This is a genomic window from Rheinheimera pacifica, assembly GCF_900108485.1.
In the GTDB taxonomy this organism is placed as follows: domain Bacteria; phylum Pseudomonadota; class Gammaproteobacteria; order Enterobacterales; family Alteromonadaceae; genus Alishewanella; species Alishewanella pacifica.
Genome location: NZ_FNXF01000012.1, coordinates 66,085 through 83,836 on the forward strand (window position 1 = coordinate 66,085; position 17,752 = coordinate 83,836).

Genomic DNA, 17,752 nt, shown 5'->3' on the forward strand with positions numbered 1-17,752 from the left:
TCCGGCGCAGAAACTGCTAAAATCGGCTTATGCCTTGAACCAGGTAAACTGTTAACGTCGAATTGGCGTAATGTCAGTTCCTTCAGCCAAAAGAGCAGCTACCCTGTTATGCGTTATATCAATACCCCTAACTTCGACCATCAGCAAAGCGATAAAATAGGTATTCTGTTAACCAACCTGGGTACCCCGGACGAACCCACGCCCAAAGCACTAAAACGTTATTTAAAGCAGTTTTTATCTGATCCGCGTGTGGTTGAAGTGCCTCGCCTGCTGTGGTGGCTGATATTAAACGGCGTTATTTTGCAGTTTCGGCCACGCCGCTCGGCCAAAGCGTATGCCACAGTATTTACCGACCAAGGCTCGCCACTTTTATTTCATACTCAGGCCCAGCGCGATGCGGTTGCGGCGCAACTTAAACAAGATGGCCTGAATGATGTTGTGGTTGAGTTCGCCATGCGTTATGGCAACCCAGGTTTTGATTCGGTATTAGATAAAATGTTTGCCCAGGGCGTGCGCAAACTGGTGGTATTGCCGCTATATCCGCAATACTCAGCCTCTACTTCAGCATCGAGTTTTGATGAATTAGCACGTAACTTTATGCGCCGCCGCTGGCTACCGGATTTACGCTTTGTATCGCACTACCCGGATTACGCGCCCTTTATTGCCGCCGCTGCCGACAAAATTCGCCGCCACTGGCAGCAACACGGCCAGGCCGACAAACTGATTTTGTCTTATCACGGCATACCAAAGCGCTATTTACTGAACGGCGACCCCTATCACTGCGAATGCTATAAAACCTCGCGTTTAATTGCTGAGCAACTGGGTCTGAACAAAGATCAGTATATGACCACCTTTCAGTCACGCTTTGGCCGTGAAGAATGGCTCAAACCTTATACCGATGAAACATTAAAAGCGCTACCGACACAAGGCGTAAAAAGTGTGCAAATTTTTTGCCCGGGTTTTTCGGCAGACTGCCTGGAAACCATTGAAGAAATTGGCGAAGAAAACCAAGAGTACTTTTTACATGCCGGTGGCGAGCGCTATGAATATATTTCAGCACTAAATGCCGAGCCGCAGCATATTAATGCGTTGTGCCAGCTGATTAAAGACAATCTGCATGGCTGGCAGGTTAGCGCAGATCCGCAACGTGCAACACGCGCCAACACCCTCAATTCAGAAAAATACGGAGACTAAACAGCTTGTATGAGCACCAGCAACGGTAATAAAACGCGGACTGAGCCAACATTAAATGCACCACCGCTGCTAAACAGAGTAAAGTTCGATAATGTTCGGGAAGCACCCTACGTTGCTCCGGAGCAACCCCCTTTGCGTTTAACTCCCTGGTTATTACTACTGGCCGTTATATTGCTGGGCGTAGCTATTTATCAGGAAAGCCGTAATCATTTTTACCAGTCTACGTTTTGGCACTGGTTGGCTGGCCATCTGAGCTATGAGGTAGTACCCGGCCCGGCAGAGCAAATCAGTTACGCCCAGGCAGGGCCGTTTGATCAGCGCTTTGGCTACAGTAAACTGCCTGAATGGCTCGAAAGGCTGCAAAAAACCGGCTTTCATATCAGCCAGCAAAGCCAGTTTTCTGACAGCTTACTACGCTACAGCGACTATGGTTTCTATCCGCCCTATAATGAGAAAAGCCAGGCAGGGCTTATTATTAATGGCTGTAAGCAAGAACTGATGTACCAGGCACAGGCCCCTGCCATGCAGTTTGCTACTTTGCAGGAAATGGCCCCCATACTGGTAAAAAGCTTATTGTTTGTTGAAGACAGAACCCTGCTTACGCCCGAGCATCCAAGGGCTAATCCGGTACTGAATTTACCCCGGCTGGGTGCGGCAGTATGGTCACAGCTGCAACGTGCCGCCGGTATTCCCGCAGCTGCAGCAGGTGGCAGCACCCTGGCGACACAACTGGAGAAATACCGTCATAGCCCGCAAGGCCTAACCTCAGATGTTGCCGATAAATTCCGCCAGCTGGTATCTGCCAGTGTCAGAGCTTATCAGGCGGGAGTAGATACCCAGCAAGCACGGCAGCGCATTGTACTGGACTACATTAATACTGTGCCGCTGGCAGCAACTGCAAGTTATGGCGAAGTGCATGGTATGGGCGAAGGGCTCTATGCCTGGTTTGGTGCTAATCCAGCTAAGGTGAATCAGCTACTGCGCCAGGGAGCCCCCTACACCAACGCACAAGGCCTGGCCCTTAAACAGGTAATGGCATTGATTATTGCCCAGCGGCGGCCGTCTTATTATTTATTACAAGGCCGCGCCGATTTAGAGCAGCTTAGCAGCCGCTATCTTAATTTGATGCAACAACAGGGCATAGTGCCCGCTGAGCTTGCCACTAAAGCCATACAGCAAAAACTAAGCTTTAACGGGCAAGCCGCTCCGGCTGCGCTACCCGGCACAGATTTTAAAGCAACCACTATGGTGCGAAGCCGTCTGAGCCAGTTATTAAATCAAAGCCTGTATCAGCTGGACCGGCTGGACTTAAGCAGCCAAACCACGATCCATAATCAGCTACAGCGTGATATCAGCCAGCATCTGCATAAGCTTAATAACTACAGTGGCGCCGAACAGGCAGGCTTGTTTGCTGATCGTTTGCTCTCGCCCGGCCAACAAAGCAAAGTGCGTTACAGCTTTACGCTGTACCAAAGCACAGACAATGGCAATAAGGTGCGGGTGCAAACAGACAACACCGACCAGCCTTTTGATATGAATGATTCGAGCAAACTGGAGCTGGGGTCCACCGCCAAGTTACGTGTACTGGTAAGCTATTTACAGATAGTGGCAGAGCTGCACCGGCTTTATGCCGAAGAAAGCGCCGAAACTTTACGCTTTCTTGAGTTAGCACCACAAGATAACCTGACCAGCTGGGCAGTAAGTTATTTAAGTGAATACCCCGGTGTCAGCCTCGACACTATGTTACAGGCGGCGCTGCAACGCCAATATAGTGCTAACCCGAAAGAAAGTTTTTATACCGGCGGTGGTCTGCATACTTTTAGTAATTTTCGTAAAGAAGAAGACCGGCTAAACCCCACCATCGCCGAAGCCCTGCAGCAATCAATTAACCTGCCTTTTGTGCGCTTGCTGCAAGATATGGTGAACTACAGTATTTACCATGGCGAAAATAGCAGTTACCAACTACTGGCAGACGATGATAATCCGCGCCGGGAGCAATATCTGCGCCGGTTTGCCGACCGCGAAGGCACCACCTTTTTGCGCCGGTTCTGGCAAAAATATAAAGACAGCAATGCCGAGCAGCGTTTACAGCTGTATATTGCCAGCGGCAGACAAACTCCGGAACGACTGGCAGTAGCTTACTTATATATTAACCCCAACAGTACGCTGGCGCAGTTCAGCGAGTTAATGCAACAACAATTTGGTACCAGCGAAAAAAGCAACTGGCCAAAACTGTATGACAAATATCAGCCGGATGCCTTTAATTTACCAGACCGGGCATATTTATCCCGCAGCCACCCGCTGGAGTTATGGTTACTGGCCTACCTGCAACAAACACCGGATGCCAGTTTGCAAAGTGCCATCGCCGATAGCAGCGCTAAACGTCAGGAAGTATACCAGTGGCTGTTTAAAACCCGTTTTCGCAGTGCGCGGGATAACCGCATCCGTAATATGCTGGAAATTGAAGCCTTCTGGGATTTACATCAGCGCTGGCAGCGCCTGGGTTACCCGTTTGACTATCTGGTGCCCTCGCTGGCAACAGCACTGGGCAGCTCTGGTGACAGACCGGCAGCATTGGCAGAACTGATAGGTATTATTATCAACAACGGCAAACGTGTACCCACTATCCGCATAGACAAACTGGCATTTGCCACCGACACGCCGTTTCAGACTCATTTCGAGCGCCCCTTGCCACAGGCCCAGCAAGTACTGGATCCGGAAGTTGCCGCAGCAGTAAGAACCGTGTTGCAGCAAGTAGCTACCGACGGTACTGCCCGGCGCTTGCAACCTGCTTATGCTAATTCCCAACTGGCAATAGGTGGTAAAACCGGCACCGGCGATAACCGGCTGGTGCAGCTAAATGCCAGAGGTCAGCATGTCAGCTCAAAAGCATTAAACCGCACCGCCACTTTTGCGTTTTATCTGGGATATCAGCATTTTGGTGTATTGACTGCGTATGTGCCTGATGCTGACGCTGAACAGTTCCGCTTTACTTCAGCCTTACCTTTACAGGTAATGAACAGCATGGCACCTTTACTGGTACCTTATCTGACAGAAGGTGGATGGTGCAATTAGCCGGTAACCACCTGATTACGGCCTAGATGTTTAGCCTGGTACAACGCCATATCCGCGCGGTGTAACCAGGCTTCCCAATCTTCCCCTGGTTGTAACTGAGCCACACCTATAGAAGTCGTCAGGTATGAGCCATCGGGCAACATCATGCGCTGCTCAACACCTGCCCGCAGCTTCTCTGCTAATTTGTTTAGATCTGCCGGCCTGGTATCGGCCACCAGCACCACAAATTCTTCACCACCGAACCGGAAGACCTGATCCTGTGAACGCAACATAGACTTCAACACGGGGATCAGTTCAATCAGTTTTTGATCGCCAACTTTATGGCCGTGGTTATCATTAATTTGTTTGAAATGATCTAAGTCCAGCAAAATAAGCCCGTACTGCCGCGCACTTTTAGTAAACTCATAAATGGCCACTGCCAGCTGATCATTTAACGTGCGCCGGTTTGACGCCCCCGTTAAACTGTCGGTTGTCGCAAGTCGTTTTAATTCCTGGCGCTGCACCTGGGCCCGGTAAGCAAAAATAAAAGCAAACACACTGGAAATGGTTGTTGTTACCATAAAAGATGTCATCTGGAACTGGCTGTCAAAAACACTACCCGGGCGCCAAAATGCATAGCTGAGCAGCACCAGTAACATAGTAACTAATAACGCAAAGGCCTTAAGCGGAGATACCAGAAAGAATATAAACACCAAAAACGGATACACCCAAAACAAGCCATCTACGCCTAAATTAATACATACCAGCACAGCGCCAATACAAAACACCACCGCCATAAACAGGCCGGGTTTTACCGTATCCCCACTGCTCCAGGCCTTGCGGGTGGCAATAATAGCGCAGGTGACCATCAGTAAATCTGCAATGCCAACAACAATATTACCGGTATACAAACGATACAGACCATAAGGCGTGACACACAGCACTATCATAGCCCCGACCAGAGTTAACATAGCCAGATAAAAATCGTTTTTTAAACGCTCCAACACCGCTTGTATCCCCGTCCGAGCTAAATTATTTCTTATTAATATAGAAGCATCGTAGCTTATTCACTAACCAGAAAGCAAAATCACATAACAGTAATAACGTTGAGCTAGCGCAGCAGTGCTGCACTTAACTGATTAAAATGATTGAAACTCCAGTCTGCCTGGGCAGCAAAATGCTGGTTGTACTGATTCAGATATAAGCAAGACGCCATGCCGGCATTGGCGGCGGTTTGAATATCGAAAATATAATCACCGACATAAATCATCTGCTCTACAGGTAGCTGCAACTGTGCAGCAAAATGCAGCAACCCGGCCGGATCAGGTTTTGCCGCACAGTCTTCCCGTGTCAGCACGCGCTCAATAGGGATTTGCAACCGTTGTAACGTCAACTGAGTTGCTGCACGCATATTCCGTGTCAGCAGCGCCAGCGTTATACCAGCTTTTATCAATGTCTGTAAGCACTCTTCAGCGCCCGGCATCCAGCAGGCTTGTCTGGCACCGTGTAATTCATGCTGGCAGATAATCTGCTCAATTCTGCTGCGCTCAACCGGATCCGCCACCTGAGCCAGAGTTTCCAGCAAAGGTGTGCCATGCGGCCAGCCGATATCGTCACACATAGCGGGGAAATCTAATGCCGAGTCGACGAGTGTGCCGTCAAGATCAAACACCACTGCTTTTATATGCTGTAGCTGCAAGCCGAAGCTCCTTATCCTGTATTAGTCATTTTGGTCAAAAATTAGTGAAATCCATCTTTTGGCTGCTTCCACCTAAATTTATACCATTGTTTTTAAATGAATTATATTTGGCATACTTTCTGCCTGAACAATCATATCACTACATCATAAGGAAGAAAAAATGAGTATTCTGAGGTTACTGTTTAATATACTGTGGTTTGTGCTGGGCGGTTTTGTCATGGGGTTATTATGGTGGCTGGCAGGCCTGTTGTGTTTTATCAGTATTATGGGTATTCCCTTCGGCCGCAGCTGCTTTGTTATTGGCGAAATGGCGTTTTGGCCTTTTGGTCAGGATGCAGTAAACCGCCGCTATATTAACCGCTATGACGATATAGGCACCGGAACTATGGGTACACTGGGCAATATTATCTGGTTTTTGTTTTTTGGTATCTGGCTGGCTATTGGCCACCTTGGCCACGCGCTGGTATGCTTTATCAGTATTATCGGCATACCTTTTGGCATACAGCATTTAAAACTGGCAATGCTATCGCTGGCACCTATCGGCAAAACGGTTGTAGCACGCCACGCCATCTGATGCTAAAACACGGATACCTATAGCAACATTAGGCATTACTTATGGCAAAACACCACTATCAGCGCATCTGGCAAACGGTAAAGCAAATTCCAGCCGGAAAAGTAGCCAGCTATGGCCAGATAGCCGATTTGGCAGGCCTACCCGGCCGCGCCAGATTAGTAGGTAAAGCATTGGGGTATGCCCCTGCCGAACTCGCAGTACCCTGGTACAGAGTACTGCGCAGTGATCGCAGCCTGGCTTTTCCACAAGGCTCCGCAACCGCTGAAGAGCAGCGCCAGCATTTGCTAGCAGAAGGTGTGCTGATAAAACAAAACCGGGTAAACAAGAAAGATATTTGGCAGCCAGAACTGGCAGAATTACTATTTAATCTACAGTACTAAACCCGGTTTAGCCGTTTCTTCGAGCGCAGCAGGGCTTCCTGTTCAAACTCTTCCATATATTCAGCTAAATCGCCTTTCCATTTTTCATCAGCTTCATCTACTGCCTCTTTAACTAAACCAACTTCAAGTTGATCACGCTGCACCAGCAGTTTATGAGCCCTGCTATGCATTTCCAGCTCAACCTCAGCCTGAATCTGACTGATTGAGCGCAGCAAGCCAAGTTTGCGATATGCTAATAAAGCCAACAAGTTAATACCAATTATTATAAAAGCATAAAATACCGTCATAAAACCGCCTCATGACTTGTATTTCGCCGCTGTAATTTAAGTTCTGACATCCAAGCAGCAATAATAACAGGTACTAACGCAATATTAAGTAAAGGAATTGCGTACTGATAAACATACTGAAGAAACTCGGTGTTAAACACGAATCGGTCAACAAAACGGCCCGTTTGCAGAGTCGCGAATGTAACAAACAACATGCCGACTAATTTAGCTATAAAACCAACATTTTGCGCAAGTAGCTTGTGAAATTTAAATAACAAAAAAACAGCTAACATATCAATCAAAGCAAAGCTTGCATACCAAGCAAACTTTGCACTTAAATCCGGCTGGCTTGCGTACTGATATAACATTGGAGACAGAGATGTCATTGCGCCGTTAGCAACAGTAAGTACAATTAAAGTAATAACAAAAGATGAAACTTTCCGCTCAACTGCCATTGCTAAAACTAGAACAAAGAAGTAAGCGACAAAAACTACTTTATCCAGAGAAAACAATAGACCGTCAATGTAAGACCAACTCATGCAAGCCCCTTGCTGCTAAAGTTTTGGAGGTTCAATTCCAGCGCCATTGCCCAGAGTGGAAAAGTTGCTGTCAATTACCGTAGTTTTGGGAGGCTCAATCCCTGCCCCGTTGCCTGGCACGGCTGATGTTGTCTTAGGTGGTTCAATACCTGCTCCATTCCCGAGTGTTTCTCTCGCCAGCAATGCTTTTGCTTGCTCACTAATTTGTACTGAATCGGTTGTTTTTACGACAGGAGACGCCGCAGCCTGAGTATTTTGCTGTTTTAGCGCAGCTGTGGCTGCTTTTTCCTGAGTATATAACTGCAACTGGGCGGTGTTATTATTGCTGATATTATTTACTGACATGCTCTACCTCTTGTATTGAGTTGTATCTCAACCCCATACTAAGATCCATAGCAAAATAACTCCAGCAAATTTACAGCCATTTATTTGACAAAAAAGTGATATTTACGCCAAAGATGTAACCTTGAGTAACTGTGCGGCTTATATAAGGATAAAAGTGAACTATCTTGCCCATGCTGTATTAGCAAAACCCAATCTTTATTCTCTTACCGGCAATCTGCTCGGTGATTTCTGTAAAGGTATGGCGCTGGATACTTTGCACCCCGATATTCTGGCAGGTTTACGTAATCACCGGGCTACAGACAGCTTTACAGATCAACACCCGGAAGTCAGACAGCTAAAAACCCTGTTCTCCCCCATCCGGCGCCGGTTTGCCGGTATTGCACTGGACGTATTATTTGATCATTTTCTTATCAGGCACTGGCAGCAGTTTTACAACCCCACGTTCGCTGATTACAAGCAACAGCTTTACACAGATTTAGCTGCGGCAGAACCGTTAATGCCTGTAGCTATGGCACACACAATGCGCAGTGTACGTACACATGACTGGTTCAGTAGCTACCAGCAACTGCCGCAATTAGGCCTGGCGTTAGACCGGATTGCCAGCCGGATAAGGTTTGCCCATCAGTTTGCCGGCATAATTGACGAAATTCAGCCGCAATATACCGCTATGGAACAGAGCTTTTTAAGGTTTTACCCACAACTGCAGCAGCATATAAAGCTATTGGCGCTGGAAGCCTGAGCAATAACGTTTTAGCACTAGCGGCCTTAATGTTACTGCAGCAGATTTATCCCACCATTAGTTGCGTTAAAAGCCTGCTATTAGCTAGACTAGCGCCCTGTTCGTTTTGATAGCTAAAAATACAGGAGCGCAATAATGGGCGCACAATGGAAAGCCAAACATAAAATGGATGCTGCCAACGCCAAAGGCCGCATTTTTACCAAGCTGGCAAAAGAGATTGCCGTTGCCGCACGTAACGGCGCCGATCCGGATATGAACGCCAAACTACGCTCTGCCATTGAAGCGGCAAAAAAAGCGTCCATGCCAAAAGATACGCTGGAACGAGCTATCAAAAAAGGCGCTGGTTTGCTTGATGGCCCGGCAAATTATGAAACCGTAGTTTATGAAGGCTTTGCGCCACATCAGGTGCCGGTTATTGTTGAATGTTTAACTGACAATAAAAACCGCAGTGCTATGAGTATCCGGCAGTTATTCCGCAAAGGCCAACTGGCCACTTCCGGTGCAATATCCTGGGATTTTAAACACTTAGGCCAAATTGAAGCTGAGCCTATCACTGCAGATGCCGATGCTGAACTGGCAGCCATAGAAGCTGGCGCACAGGATTTCGAAGCCGGTGACGATAATGAAGTGGTGTTTTTAACTGAAGCTACCGATTTAGATCTGGTGGCCAAAGCTCTGCCGGAATTTGGCTTTAACGTACTGACCGCTAAACTGGTATACCGTGCTAATAACCCGGTATCACTGGATGATACACAGCGCGCTGAAGTAGAAGCCTTTTTAGATGCCATTGATGCCGATGATGACGTACAAAACGTCTACGTTGGCTTAGCCGGCTAAAGCATGTTTTAAGTTATTTACTTAAGCTGACACAGCCATCCTGCGGGGTGGCTGTGTTGTTTCTGCGCCGGGGTTTAACCAAACAATAAACGCCAGATACTGACTTTGCGTTGCTGGTGATATTCCTTGCGCAGTGCATCAACGTTCTGCAAATGCACTTTTGCCTGTGCAACATCCTCCTGCATAGCCGCTTGCCGGGCTAACTGAAGCTCTGCCAATACCTGTTGCAAGCCGTGTTTAAATTGCTCTGCTTTATCCGCTGCAAAGTCAGCAGCGGCAGATTGCTGAGTCAAAATGATCAACTCATCCAGCAGCGGCAACATTTGGTCAGCGCTTTGCGCGTCATAGGCCTGTTTATACTGAAAGGCCATATTTTTCATGGTTTTTTCAAGATCAACCGACGCTGTCGCCGATACAGAGTAAAGCAAGCAGCACAGGCTGAAATAAAGGACGCGCATAACAACACCTCAAAAAATACAACACAGCGGCCATTGTAGCGCAAAAGCGCCGGGCAGGCATATCATAGTACCGCCCGGCTTAAATGGTAACAGGCTCAGTAGCGACTAAAGAAGTCTTCTACCTGCGCCATGGCATCATCCCTGTCCAGACCATAACGCTCCTGAATAATATCGGCCAGCTCATCAAAGTTACCTTTGGTTTGCTCCAACTCATCATAGCTAACCTTATCCCATTGTAATTTTGCTCTGGCGCGCATTTCGCCCCAGTTGCCTTCATAGTATTTGTAGCCCATGCGATTACTCCTTTTTCTCTAAGTAACACGCTAAAGCCGGTGCCGTTTGCTCAGCGTTACAGCCCGGCCACCTGACAAGCAATCTGCCTCGCAACAATATATTTGTCGCGCTACCGCCTGTCGGGCTAAGTGTAGCTGTTGCATGCAGCAGGCGTGAAAATTATCCTACTGGTCTGACAGCACTTGTCGTTACCGGGTAAACCTGTTGAGATAGCCACGGGAACCCGGATCACAATAAGAGATAACAATAATGAAACAAACTCTCATGCCTTTAGCCTTATTTTGTGGCGCTGCACTGTTAAGTGGCTGTGCTGCAACAGGCAATAACAGCGCGGCCGCACAAACCAGTACTGCGCAGCAACTGGCACAGCAATACATTATTATCGACACCCATATTGATGTGCCTTACCGGCTGCATAAAGACTGGGAAGACGTTACTGTGGCCACTCAACGCGGTGAATTTGACTATCCACGAGCGCAAGCCGGCGGTTTAAATGCGCCTTTTATGTCTATTTATATCCCCGCCTCTTACGAGCGTAGTGGCGGCGGTTATCAGTTGGCAAACCAGCTGATTGACAGCATGGAAGCGCTGGTGGGCCGCGCACCGGATAAGTTCGCCATGGCATACAGCACAAAAGATGTGCTTGAACAGTTTGGCAGTGGCAAAGTATCACTGGCACTGGGCATGGAAAATGGCACGCCGATAAATGGCGAGCTGGAAAACCTGCAACATTTTTATCAGCGCGGCATCCGCTACATTACGCTGTCGCATTCTGAAAGTAACCATATTGCCGATTCCAGTTATGATTTACGCCGCCGGTGGAATGGCTTAAGCCCGTTTGGTAAAGAGCTGGTGGTGGCGATGAACAATATCGGCATGATGATCGATATTTCGCATGTATCAGATGATGCCTTCTACCAGACAGTAGCAATCAGTAAGGTGCCGGTTATTGCCTCGCACTCGTCGCTGCGCAGTTATACCCCCGGGTTTGAACGCAACATGGATGATGACATGATCAAAGCGCTGGCGAAAAACGGCGGCGTAGTACAAATTAACTTTGGCTCGTCTTTTGTTACTATGATGGCAAACCAATACGGTGCCCTGCGTAAAGCTGCAGCCAAACAGGCTGGTGTGGCCGACGATGCTGCTTTTGAACTGGAGTTTCGCAAACAACACCCCTATCCGTTTGCGACCTTAGATACGGTACTGGACCATATTGACCATGTAGTAAAACTGGTAGGTATTGATTACGTGGGTATCGGTTCAGACTACGATGGCGTAGGTGATTCGCTACCGATAGGTCTGAAGGATGTTGCCAGCTATCCGAACTTAATCGACGGCTTGCTGCAACGCGGTTACAGCGCAGCCGATATCGAAAAAATTCTGTCAGGTAATTTCCTGCGCGTCTGGCGCACAGTAGAACAGTACGCCACACAACAAAAAGCCGGATAAACACCGGTCAAGCGCGGCACAAGCCGCGCTTGATTACCAACCTCCAAACTTATGGCAGTGGTTTTTACAGGCAGCTTACTGAACAAAAGCGGCCAGCAGACCGATGGCACCACCAAATACGCCCCCCCATACCACCAGCCAGCCTAAATGCTGGCGGATCATCTGCTGAATAATGTCTTTTACCAGGCCAGGGGTCAACTCGTTTAAACGCTGCTGTACTATAGTGTCTACCTGAGCACGCATACTTTCTAATTGTTCAGGCTGATCCAGTTGTGCCAGCACCAGCTGATTAAATTCATCTGTTTGCGACACCTCTACCAGTGCACTTTTCAGCTTACCGATAAACGGCTCTTTTAACGGCAATATGGCTGCGCTGCCGCCAAACAGACCCAGCATACCGCCAAATGAGGATTGCTCTACTACTTTTACTAATGAGTCAAAGGCAGGCGACAGATCGGTTTGAGCTATAACCGGTTCAAAATCAAATGCTCTGCTATGGCTTTGTTGTTTGTCTGCTAAAAAGCGCTCGATATTGCTGCTGCTGAAAAACTGTGTCATCACCAGTTGGTAAATCCCTGCTTTAAACTGCTCAAACCGGGCCGGAATTACACCAGAGCCATATAACAGTGGCACTTTCTCAAACAGCATATGCACCGCCAGCCAGTTCGTCAGAGCACCAGATAACGCAAATAAGCCTACACTAAGTAAAATTGGTTGCTGTAAATACCAGCCTGCCAGTGTTATTGCTGCGGCTACCCCATTAGTAACAACATTTTTATTCATGCCTGCCTCCCGCTGTTAATACATAAGCTTATGTGGCGCCGATTCTAATCAGCTACGCGCAACGGAGCAAGCGCCCGCTTTAGCTATCGGCGAATTCAGGTTATGCTGGGCGGGTATAAATGACAGTAAGTGAGTACAGATGAAAATAGTCGTTGCCTCGGCAAATCCGGCAAAAATCCGCGCGGTACAGGATGCATTAGCACAGGTATTTAACGGCAAAACACTGCAATGCAGCGGGCAAAGCACCGACTCTGGCGTGCCAGCACAGCCGATGACCAGTGAAGAAACCTTACAAGGGGCGCTCAACCGGCTGCAGGCAGTTGCAGCTGCCTCGCCGGGAGCAGACTATTATGTTGCCATTGAAGCAGGTTTAGACGGCGACTGTAGCTTCGCCTGGATTCTTATTGCTCACCAGGGACGCATCAGTAAAACCCGTTCGGCCAGTTTACCCATTCCACCTGCCGCACTCATGGCATTGCAACAGGGTGAAGAGCTGGGTGATGTCATTGACCTTATGTTTGCGCAACATAATATTAAACAACAAGGTGGAGCCATTGCCATGTTAACCAACCATCTGCTGACGCGATCAGGTGTGTATCAACAAGCGATTATCCTGGCAATGATCCCGTTTATTCAGCCGCAGCTGTTTACTACTTAACCGTAAAAACTCAGTTATAACCTAATACTGCACAGTGAGCGGTGTCGGCATCACGGCGGCTGGTTTTAACTTCTGTAGTATCACTGCTGTCAGTCCACACTAAGCTCAGTGCCTGACGTTCTTGCTGAGTTAAATCCACGGTTTTTTGCTGGTGAAAGTAAAAACGCGGTTCTTGCTCATGACTTTGTTTAACTGCACTCATAGCAGACTCCTGTAGTGGGTATAAAAAGAGAGTACCCACTAACTTTATAAGCCTTAGCCTGAGCACAGGCTGAACAATCATTTTTATCTGCTACAGATATGCCCGGTTGAATGACTCTTTCGATTGCTGCAGATAACTGCGCGCCTTTTGGGCATGATTTTCCCAGATCTGTTTATCGGCGGCATCGGTAAACGGGTTTTGACTGCTGCTGACTGAGCGCTCGAACCGGTCATAATGCGTTAACATGGCTGAAGTAATCTGATTAAACTGATCTTTATAGCTTTGGGTATGATCGAGCTGTTCAGCGGTTTTCAGCACAAAACGGATTAGCTCGGTATTATTGCCCTCATCCAGATAACTCTTTGCTTTCAGTGTAATATTGCCTGCCACTTCTTCCATCAGTTTCTGCCGCACCAGTTCATCTTTACTAAGTGCCCTGCTGAGCGTCTCCTGAGAGCGCGCCATACTGGCATGTTGCAAGGTGTCACGCAGTTGTTTGTCTAAGTTACGCCGGAATCCGTCAATACTTTTTTGAATACTCAGCAGTTCGGTATCCAGCGCAGCTACTTGTAGCAACTCTTTTTCCAGTTCAGCCAGAAAACGCTCTGCGTCCTGATAAATTTTCAGCCCGTTTTGTTCAGCAAATTTACGATCAGCGCGGCTTAAACCCGCATCGCTGTAATTCGATTTATCAAAACTGGATGCCAGAAAAGATTTAAACGGCTCAGCAAAAGCAGAGTAAGCCCCTGCGCTTACTACGTTCAATGTAGCTGTGGCCAGGTCGCCAAATGGTTTTAACATAGAATTCAGCCGGGCTTGCTGCAGTGGCGTTGTAACACGTTTGGCATCATTAATAATGCTGCGAAAACTGGCATAAGCCATCGGGTTAGACATTTTATTGCGCTCTGAGCTTGCCAGCGCCAGAGCAATACCGGAATGCAGGGCATTGGCGTATTCCAGATATTGGCGCTGTAAATCCAGCTGCGCAGCGTAATTAACCCCTAGCGTACGAAAAGACTCCGCCTGCAACGCAATATTCTGATCCTGGCGCAATTTGTCCAGAATACCACTGACAATACGCTGCTCATTCTTCTGCAACGCTGTCGCCAGTAAAATGCGCTCTACCAGTACATCGTCTATATCTACCACGCCATTTACTGCTTCAATATCCAACCGCAGGTAACGCTTAGCCGGCTCATCAATAGATAGCCGGTGTGCTTTATAGCTCACATCCCCACCGCTATGTTCTATCAATGCAACCGGCTGCCACAACGCATTTAGTGATGGCATATCCGACACCAGTACATGAATACGGTATGCGGTGACAGCTGTCTCAGGCCGCACCCATAACTCCAGCACACCCATCTCACTAATAGCGTCTTTGCTAAATAGCACACTGTTGCCCGGCTTACAGCGCAATGACAACTCTCCGGAGCGCGGTACACCAAGCAAGGCCCGGCAATCACCCAGTTGGCGCCAGCGCTCAGCATCGCTGTTTTCAAAGCCATCACTGAAAACCACAGCCGCCTGCGCCGAAACACCAGGCAGCCAGACAGCAAGCAACAACGCAATCAAATTACGCATGAAAACTCCGAAACTGGAAGTAAGTATAAAACTGCCGGATAGCAGCTTTTGGAAGTGCGGCTATTTTAACCGAATACAGCCCTGCTGCAATACTGAGTTAGTTAACACTGTGCAAAATACGGTATCATCAAACTTTTAATATACTATCTGCCCCTACAAGTGAGTTGTTTAAATGTGGCTGAATGAAGAGCAAGTGCTCGATGCTGCGATACGCACCTATCGGAAGACAGTATTGCACTCCACTCCCCAGCATGTCGTTATCGATAATTTATTTGATAGCCACAAACTCGATGAAGTTGCCCGTGTTTTACAGCAAGATAGTTACTGGCAAACACAGAAACACACCTACTCAGCGTTATATGTTGATAACGCTAAATGGCAAAAAACCGGAAAGAAACAGCGTTTTGTGCACCGGGATCTGTGGCAGCGCCCTGCACTTAATACTGCAGGCGCTGCAGACAACCTTGCCGCGCAGTTTTTGGCATTTCTGCGTGGCGATGAGTTTATGTCTTTGTTATCGCGTATCTTTAAAGTAGCACTAACCGATATCAATGTGGCTAATCCCGCTATTAACACCAATTATTTTCGCTTAGCTGCAACCGACTTTGTTAATCAACATGCTGATGACTCCCCCGGCAGAGAGGTGTGTATGCTGTTGTATTTAAATAAAGACTGGCACCATAACAACGGTGGTGAACTGGTTTTCATGGGTACAGATGATAAACCCATCACTATAGCGCCATTGTACAACCGCTGCGTATTGTTCAATCCTGCATCAAAGGGCTCTGAGCACTGGGTAAAAGCGCTGACAACGGAAAATACACAGCAGTATCGTTATAACGTAACCAGTTGGTATTGGTCTGAGTGATGACAAAGGCCCATGCTTTTGGCAGCTCCGAAGGATTCACTCATGCCATCCATGGCATTCGCCCTTCGGGTGGCAAAGCCATGCAAAACGGCTATCCTGACGTTTTGTGCCAGCACCATCTATGGCGCTGGCCCTGCGGGCCGCACTAAAGTGCGTCCAAATTCGCTCCCGGCGAATTTGTCGAACCGAAGGGTTCTCATCAAATCCTCTGTCTCGACGCATAAATGACAAAGGCCCACGCTTTTGGCCGAGAGAGGGATTATTCCGGGCTTCCTGCCCTCCACCCCTTCGGGGCCGCACTAAAGTGCGTTCCAATTCTCTCCCGGAGAATTGGTCGAACTCAGGGTTCAAACCAAGACCTCGCTCACCGCGTTAAAACAAAAACCCCGAGCCAAAGGCTCGGGGTTTTTGTTTTAATCTGGCGGAGAGAGAGGGATTCGAACCCTCGTTAGGGGTTAACCTAAACACACTTTCCAGGCGTGCGCCTTCAGCCACTCAGCCATCTCTCCGGAACTTGCGTTGCAAGCGCGGCTATACTAGGGAAATTCACTGCGCGCTGCAACTGTTATATGCAGTAGTACTTTGTTTATGCCTGCTTTTTATACACATCAGGCTAAAAGCAGATTAAGCGTTGCCTTTTACCTGTGTTTTCAGCTCTTTTGCAAAGTTCAGCATGCGGTTAAGTGGCACTAAGGCTTTTTCCCGCTGGGCGGCATCAACAAAGATCTCATGACCGGTAGTGTCTGTCAGAGCCGCCTCAATCGCTTTTAAGCCGTTCATTGCCATCCAGGGGCAATGGGCACAGCTTCTGCACGTGGCACCGTTACCGCCGGTTGGCGCTTCAATAAAGGTCTTGCCGGGCATCTGCTGCTGCATCTTATAAAAGATACCCTTATCGGTGGCGACAATAAAGGTGTCGTTAGGCAACGTTTGGCTGGCTTTAATTAGCTGGCTGGTAGAACCTACCGCGTCAGCAAGTTGTACTACGCTGTCGGGTGATTCAGGATGCACCAGCACAGCTGCATTGGGGTACTGTTTTTTCAGCTCAACCAAGGCATTAGCTTTAAATTCATCGTGTACGATACAGGCGGCGTTCCACAGCATCATATCGGCACCGGTTTGTTTTTGTACCCAGGCGCCCAGGTGTTTATCCGGGCCCCAGAGAATTTTCTTACCCTGGCTATCCAAATAATCCACCACGTCCAATGCAATCGATGAGGTTACTACCCAGTCGGCACGGGCTTTTACCGCTGCAGAGGTATTGGCATACACCACTACTACGCGATCAGGGTGAGCATCACAAAATGCCGAGAACGGCTCTGCCGGGCAGCCTAAGTCCAGTGAACAGGTGGCATCCAGCGTTGGCATCAATACGGTTTTATTCGGCGTAAGAATTTTGGCTGTTTCGCCCATAAACTTTACCCCGGCCACGATCAGTGTTTTCGCCGGATGTTCATTACCAAAACGGGCCATTTCTAACGAATCTGATACGCAGCCACCGGTTTCTTCGGCCAGTGCCTGTATTTCCGGATCCGTATAATAATGCGCTACCAGCACGGCGTCTTTTTGCTGTAACAGGGTTTTGATACGATCTTTGTAGGCTTGCTTTTCGTCACCGCTCAGTGGCAGTGGCTTTTTCGGAAAGGCAAAGTCTTGCTCTGTGAAATACAACGTCTGTTCCATAGGGCTTACCTGCTGGCTTTAAAAGGCGGCTATTATAGCGCTGCGAATTGAGAAAATACAGTATGGCGGCATGGTGGGTCATGATGGATTCGAACCATCGACCAACGGATTAAAAGTCCGCTGCTCTACCAGCTGAGCTAATG

At 48.1% G+C, this 17,752-nt stretch carries 20 protein-coding genes and 1 tRNA gene; 9 read left to right on the forward strand and 12 right to left on the reverse strand.

What is annotated here, in order from left to right:
- The first annotated feature begins 108 nt into the window (after positions 1-108).
- Together hemH and BLW68_RS14645 are read left to right on the forward strand one after the other, a co-directional pair.
- The gene (gene hemH / locus BLW68_RS14640; protein ID WP_092794964.1) at positions 109-1,194 is read left to right on the forward strand and encodes a ferrochelatase; all 1,086 of its coding nucleotides are present in this window, start codon (positions 109-111) and stop codon (positions 1,192-1,194) included.
- Between the two features lie 9 nt (positions 1,195-1,203).
- A complete protein-coding gene (locus tag BLW68_RS14645; protein WP_092794966.1) occupies positions 1,204-4,269 on the forward strand; it encodes a transglycosylase domain-containing protein in 3,066 nt (1,021 codons plus the stop codon).
- Here BLW68_RS14645 and BLW68_RS14650 read toward each other — a convergent pair.
- Positions 4,266-5,255: a GGDEF domain-containing protein gene (locus BLW68_RS14650; protein ID WP_092794968.1), complete on the reverse strand. Its 990-nt coding sequence runs from the start codon at positions 5,253-5,255 to the stop codon at positions 4,266-4,268. The genes BLW68_RS14645 and BLW68_RS14650 overlap by 4 nt on opposite strands.
- A 104-nt stretch (positions 5,256-5,359) precedes the next feature.
- Positions 5,360-5,947 (reverse strand): HAD family hydrolase, encoded by a 588-nt coding sequence (locus tag BLW68_RS14655; protein ID WP_092794970.1) that lies wholly within the window; start codon positions 5,945-5,947, stop codon positions 5,360-5,362.
- Between the two features lie 160 nt (positions 5,948-6,107).
- Here BLW68_RS14655 and BLW68_RS14660 point away from each other — a divergent pair, with 160 nt between their 5' ends.
- Positions 6,108-6,521, forward strand: coding sequence for a YccF domain-containing protein (locus tag BLW68_RS14660; RefSeq protein WP_092794972.1), 414 nt, complete (start codon positions 6,108-6,110; stop codon positions 6,519-6,521).
- Between the two features lie 41 nt (positions 6,522-6,562).
- Positions 6,563-6,901, forward strand: coding sequence for an MGMT family protein (locus BLW68_RS14665; protein ID WP_092794974.1), 339 nt, complete (start codon positions 6,563-6,565; stop codon positions 6,899-6,901).
- On the opposite strand, the gene BLW68_RS14670 is transcribed toward BLW68_RS14665, so the two are convergent.
- The 3 genes from BLW68_RS14670 to BLW68_RS14680 are packed head-to-tail and all read right to left on the reverse strand — an operon-like array spanning position 6,898 to position 8,051.
- Positions 6,898-7,188, reverse strand: a complete 291-nt coding sequence (locus BLW68_RS14670) for a hypothetical protein (RefSeq protein WP_092794976.1) — start codon at positions 7,186-7,188, stop codon at positions 6,898-6,900. The two genes, BLW68_RS14665 and BLW68_RS14670, sit on opposite strands and share 4 nt — an antisense overlap.
- A complete protein-coding gene (locus BLW68_RS14675) occupies positions 7,185-7,706 on the reverse strand; it encodes a hypothetical protein (RefSeq protein ID WP_092794979.1) in 522 nt (173 codons plus the stop codon). The genes BLW68_RS14670 and BLW68_RS14675 overlap by 4 nt, the downstream gene beginning before the upstream one ends.
- Positions 7,707-7,721: 15 nt before the next feature.
- Positions 7,722-8,051, reverse strand: coding sequence for a hypothetical protein (locus BLW68_RS14680; RefSeq protein WP_092794981.1), 330 nt, complete (start codon positions 8,049-8,051; stop codon positions 7,722-7,724).
- Between the two features lie 154 nt (positions 8,052-8,205).
- Between BLW68_RS14680 and BLW68_RS14685 the strand changes: the two genes are divergently transcribed.
- Both BLW68_RS14685 and BLW68_RS14690 read left to right on the forward strand, forming a co-directional pair.
- Positions 8,206-8,790 (forward strand): acyl carrier protein phosphodiesterase, encoded by a 585-nt coding sequence (locus BLW68_RS14685; RefSeq protein WP_092794984.1) that lies wholly within the window; start codon positions 8,206-8,208, stop codon positions 8,788-8,790.
- A gap of 135 nt (positions 8,791-8,925) precedes the next feature.
- Positions 8,926-9,627 carry a YebC/PmpR family DNA-binding transcriptional regulator gene (locus BLW68_RS14690; protein WP_092794987.1) on the forward strand — a complete coding sequence of 234 codons (702 nt, stop codon included), beginning with the start codon at positions 8,926-8,928 and terminating at the stop codon, positions 9,625-9,627.
- Between the two features lie 74 nt (positions 9,628-9,701).
- Here the strand turns inward: BLW68_RS14690 and BLW68_RS14695 are convergent, their stop codons facing one another.
- On the reverse strand, positions 9,702-10,085 hold the full coding sequence (locus BLW68_RS14695; RefSeq protein WP_092794989.1) for a cytochrome b562: 384 nt from the start codon (positions 10,083-10,085) through the stop codon (positions 9,702-9,704).
- 95 nt (positions 10,086-10,180) lie between these two features.
- Positions 10,181-10,378, reverse strand: a complete 198-nt coding sequence (locus BLW68_RS14700) for a CsbD family protein (RefSeq protein ID WP_092794992.1) — start codon at positions 10,376-10,378, stop codon at positions 10,181-10,183.
- Positions 10,379-10,628: 250 nt separating this feature from the next.
- Between BLW68_RS14700 and BLW68_RS14705 the strand changes: the two genes are divergently transcribed.
- On the forward strand, positions 10,629-11,831 hold the full coding sequence (locus BLW68_RS14705) for a dipeptidase (RefSeq protein WP_245728351.1): 1,203 nt from the start codon (positions 10,629-10,631) through the stop codon (positions 11,829-11,831).
- Positions 11,832-11,906: 75 nt separating this feature from the next.
- Here the strand turns inward: BLW68_RS14705 and BLW68_RS14710 are convergent, their stop codons facing one another.
- A complete protein-coding gene (locus BLW68_RS14710; protein WP_092794996.1) occupies positions 11,907-12,614 on the reverse strand; it encodes a DUF445 domain-containing protein in 708 nt (235 codons plus the stop codon).
- 139 nt (positions 12,615-12,753) lie between these two features.
- On the opposite strand from BLW68_RS14710, the gene yjjX reads away from it, so the two are divergent.
- Positions 12,754-13,272, forward strand: a complete 519-nt coding sequence (gene yjjX, locus BLW68_RS14715; protein WP_092794998.1) for an inosine/xanthosine triphosphatase — start codon at positions 12,754-12,756, stop codon at positions 13,270-13,272.
- Positions 13,273-13,282: 10 nt separating this feature from the next.
- On the opposite strand, the gene BLW68_RS14720 is transcribed toward yjjX, so the two are convergent.
- A complete protein-coding gene (locus BLW68_RS14720; RefSeq protein WP_092795000.1) occupies positions 13,283-13,474 on the reverse strand; it encodes a hypothetical protein in 192 nt (63 codons plus the stop codon).
- Between the two features lie 90 nt (positions 13,475-13,564).
- Positions 13,565-15,058 (reverse strand): BAR domain-like protein A BdpA, encoded by a 1,494-nt coding sequence (bdpA, locus tag BLW68_RS14725; protein WP_092795002.1) that lies wholly within the window; start codon positions 15,056-15,058, stop codon positions 13,565-13,567.
- Positions 15,059-15,230: 172 nt separating this feature from the next.
- On the opposite strand from bdpA, the gene BLW68_RS14730 reads away from it, so the two are divergent.
- Complete coding sequence (locus BLW68_RS14730) at positions 15,231-15,926, forward strand: 2OG-Fe(II) oxygenase (RefSeq protein WP_092795004.1); 696 nt, start codon at positions 15,231-15,233, stop codon at positions 15,924-15,926.
- Between the two features lie 419 nt (positions 15,927-16,345).
- Here the strand turns inward: BLW68_RS14730 and BLW68_RS14735 are convergent.
- Positions 16,346-16,435: transfer RNA gene (locus BLW68_RS14735), tRNA-Ser, on the reverse strand.
- Positions 16,436-16,550: 115 nt separating this feature from the next.
- Positions 16,551-17,609 carry a quinolinate synthase NadA gene (gene nadA / locus BLW68_RS14740; protein ID WP_092795006.1) on the reverse strand — a complete coding sequence of 353 codons (1,059 nt, stop codon included), beginning with the start codon at positions 17,607-17,609 and terminating at the stop codon, positions 16,551-16,553.
- Between the last annotated feature and the right edge of the window lie 143 nt (positions 17,610-17,752).

Coding starts and splice junctions, on each gene's coding strand:
- hemH (WP_092794964.1), top strand. CDS start 109: ATGCGTTATATCAATACCCCTAACTTCGACCATCAGCAAAGCGATAAA.
- BLW68_RS14645 (WP_092794966.1), top strand. CDS start 1,204: ATGAGCACCAGCAACGGTAATAAAACGCGGACTGAGCCAACATTAAAT.
- BLW68_RS14660 (WP_092794972.1), top strand. CDS start 6,108: ATGAGTATTCTGAGGTTACTGTTTAATATACTGTGGTTTGTGCTGGGC.
- BLW68_RS14665 (WP_092794974.1), top strand. CDS start 6,563: ATGGCAAAACACCACTATCAGCGCATCTGGCAAACGGTAAAGCAAATT.
- BLW68_RS14670 (WP_092794976.1), bottom strand. CDS start 7,188: ATGACGGTATTTTATGCTTTTATAATAATTGGTATTAACTTGTTGGCT.
- BLW68_RS14675 (WP_092794979.1), bottom strand. CDS start 7,706: ATGAGTTGGTCTTACATTGACGGTCTATTGTTTTCTCTGGATAAAGTA.
- BLW68_RS14680 (WP_092794981.1), bottom strand. CDS start 8,051: ATGTCAGTAAATAATATCAGCAATAATAACACCGCCCAGTTGCAGTTA.
- BLW68_RS14690 (WP_092794987.1), top strand. CDS start 8,926: ATGGGCGCACAATGGAAAGCCAAACATAAAATGGATGCTGCCAACGCC.
- BLW68_RS14695 (WP_092794989.1), bottom strand. CDS start 10,085: ATGCGCGTCCTTTATTTCAGCCTGTGCTGCTTGCTTTACTCTGTATCG.
- BLW68_RS14700 (WP_092794992.1), bottom strand. CDS start 10,378: ATGGGCTACAAATACTATGAAGGCAACTGGGGCGAAATGCGCGCCAGA.
- BLW68_RS14705 (WP_245728351.1), top strand. CDS start 10,629: ATGAAACAAACTCTCATGCCTTTAGCCTTATTTTGTGGCGCTGCACTG.
- BLW68_RS14710 (WP_092794996.1), bottom strand. CDS start 12,614: ATGAATAAAAATGTTGTTACTAATGGGGTAGCCGCAGCAATAACACTG.
- yjjX (WP_092794998.1), top strand. CDS start 12,754: ATGAAAATAGTCGTTGCCTCGGCAAATCCGGCAAAAATCCGCGCGGTA.
- BLW68_RS14720 (WP_092795000.1), bottom strand. CDS start 13,474: ATGAGTGCAGTTAAACAAAGTCATGAGCAAGAACCGCGTTTTTACTTT.
- bdpA (WP_092795002.1), bottom strand. CDS start 15,058: ATGCGTAATTTGATTGCGTTGTTGCTTGCTGTCTGGCTGCCTGGTGTT.
- BLW68_RS14730 (WP_092795004.1), top strand. CDS start 15,231: ATGTGGCTGAATGAAGAGCAAGTGCTCGATGCTGCGATACGCACCTAT.
- nadA (WP_092795006.1), bottom strand. CDS start 17,609: ATGGAACAGACGTTGTATTTCACAGAGCAAGACTTTGCCTTTCCGAAA.